Below are 2,281 nucleotides of genomic sequence, written 5' to 3' on the forward strand. Positions count from 1 at the left end.
ACGGCATCTACCTGGCCAACTCCCTGCTGTCGGACTTCAACGGCCCGAACGAGAAATCCTTCCAGGTAGCGTATGGCCTGAACATGGCTGAATACGGTGTGCCAGGCCTGAAATTCAACATCTACCAGGCGCGTGGCTGGGGCATCGACGGCACCCACTACACCGGCAACAAAGGCGTCGCTGGCAAAGGCTACGACGGTGTGCAGGAACAGGACGGCGAACACCACTACGAATACGGTATCGGTGCCACTTATGCAGTTCAGAGCGGTCCGTTCAAGGCCACCACGATCCGCGGCACCTACACCGCTCACCGTGCCAGCGAGTTCCAGTCCGATGGCAGCATCAACGAGTTCCGTCTCGTGACCACCATCCCGTTCAATATTCTGTAATGCATTGGGCCGAACGGTGCGCTCAGTGATGAGTCGCCGTTCGGCTTTTGTCCTTTAACGATTGCAGAGGGTTCTTGATGAAAATGCTTCCCCTACGTGCGGCCATCGCGGCCGCCTTGCTGAGTGTCGCTGTTGGCGTATCGGCCAAACCCCTGGTGGTTTGTACCGAAAACAGCCCCGAAGGCTTCGACATGGTCCAGTACACCACTGCAGTCACAGCCGATGCGGTGGCGGAAACCATTTTCAATCGCCTGGCAGATTTCAAGCCCGGCACCACGGATGTGATTCCGGCACTGGCCGAATCCTGGGACATCAGCGAAGACGGTCTGACGTACACGTTCCACCTGCGCAAAGGCGTCAAATTCCACACCACCGAATACTTCAAGCCGACCCGCGACATGAATGCCGACGACGTGGTCTGGAGCTTCCAGCGTCAACTGGACCCGAATCACCCATGGCACAAACTGTCGAGCGTGGGCTTCCCCTACTTTGAAAGCATGGGCTTCAAGGAACTGCTCAAGAGTGTCGAAAAAGTCGATGACAACACGGTCAAGTTCACCCTGACCCGCCGTGAAGCGCCGTTCCTGGCTGACATCGCCATGGCCTTCTCCTCGATCTATTCCGCCGAGTACGCCGATCAGTTGCTCAAGGCCAACAAAACCGCCGATCTGAACAACAAACCGGTCGGCACCGGACCGTTCATCTTCCAGCGCTACAACAAGGACGCTCAGGTTCGCTTCAAGGCCAACCCGGACTATTTCCGTGGCAAGCCACCGGCCGAGGCGCTGATCCTGGCCATCGCCACCGACAACAACGTGCGCCTGCAGAAGCTCAAGGCCAACGAGTGCCAGGTCGCGTTGTACCCGAAACCGGACGATATCCCGAGCATCAAGAAAGACCCGAACCTGAAAGTCGATGAACTGAACGCGATGACCGTCGCCTACATCGCCATCAACACCCAGCACAAATACCTGAGCGACGTGCGCGTGCGTAAAGCCATCGACATCGCCTTCGACAAGGAAGCGGCGGTCAACGCGCTGTTCGGCAAAGGCAATGCGACCGCGGCGGTCAACCCGTTCCCGGACACCCTGCTGGGCTATAACCACGACATGAAGAATCCGGTCCGCGACCTGAACAAGGCTCGTGCCCTGCTCAAGGAAGCCGGCGTACCGGAAGGCACGGTTTTCACCCTGTTCACCCGCAACGGTGGTGGCGCGACCAACCCGAACCCGATGCTCGGCGCGCAGATGATGCAGGCTGACCTGGCCAAGATCGGCATCAAGATCGACATCCGCGTGATGGAATGGGGCGAAATGCTAAAACGTGCGAAAAATGGCGAGCACGATATGGTTTCCGCCGGATGGGCGGGCGATAACGGCGACCCGGATAACTTCCTGACGCCTATGCTCAGTTGCGAAGCGGCCAAGAACGGCGAAAACTACGCACGCTGGTGCAATGACAAGTTCCAGGCACTGCTCGATCAGGCCCGGGAAAAAACCGACCCGGCCGAGCGTGCAGCCCTGTACGAACAGGCTCAGGTTATTTTTAACCAGGACCAGCCATGGATCAGCCTGGCGCACACTAGAATGTTCACCGCAATGCGCAACAACGTAGAGGGCTATCACATTAGCCCCCTCACCACGAATAACTTCGCCACCACCCAGGTGAAGTAAATAAGAAAACTCCCGGCAAGCCTGATCCAGGCCTGCCGGGCACGCCTAACCGGCTGATGAGGTACACCACACGATGTTTAGTTTTATTGCCCGCCGACTGGGGTTACTGATCCCCACGTTCTTCGGCATCACCTTGCTGACTTTCGCGTTGATTCGCATGATTCCGGGCGACCCCGTGGAAGTGATGATGGGCGAACGTCGGGTCGACCCCGAAATGCA

At 58.0% G+C, this 2,281-nt stretch carries 2 protein-coding genes and 1 pseudogene; all 3 read left to right on the plus strand.

The window, feature by feature from the left end; all coding sequences use genetic code 11:
• On the plus strand, positions 1-389 hold a 389-nt coding region (locus tag D8V06_RS11470; RefSeq protein WP_130930990.1), incomplete at its 5' end, for an OprD family outer membrane porin.
• 77 nt (positions 390-466) lie between these two features.
• Complete coding sequence (locus tag D8V06_RS11475) at positions 467-2,062, plus strand: ABC transporter substrate-binding protein (RefSeq protein ID WP_130930991.1); 1,596 nt, start codon at positions 467-469, stop codon at positions 2,060-2,062.
• A gap of 73 nt (positions 2,063-2,135) precedes the next feature.
• Positions 2,136-2,281 (plus strand): annotated as a pseudogene (locus D8V06_RS11480) (peptide ABC transporter permease); the annotation flags it as partial.

The organism is Pseudomonas sp. Sample_24 (assembly GCF_004307605.1).
Lineage (GTDB): Bacteria > Pseudomonadota > Gammaproteobacteria > Pseudomonadales > Pseudomonadaceae > Aquipseudomonas.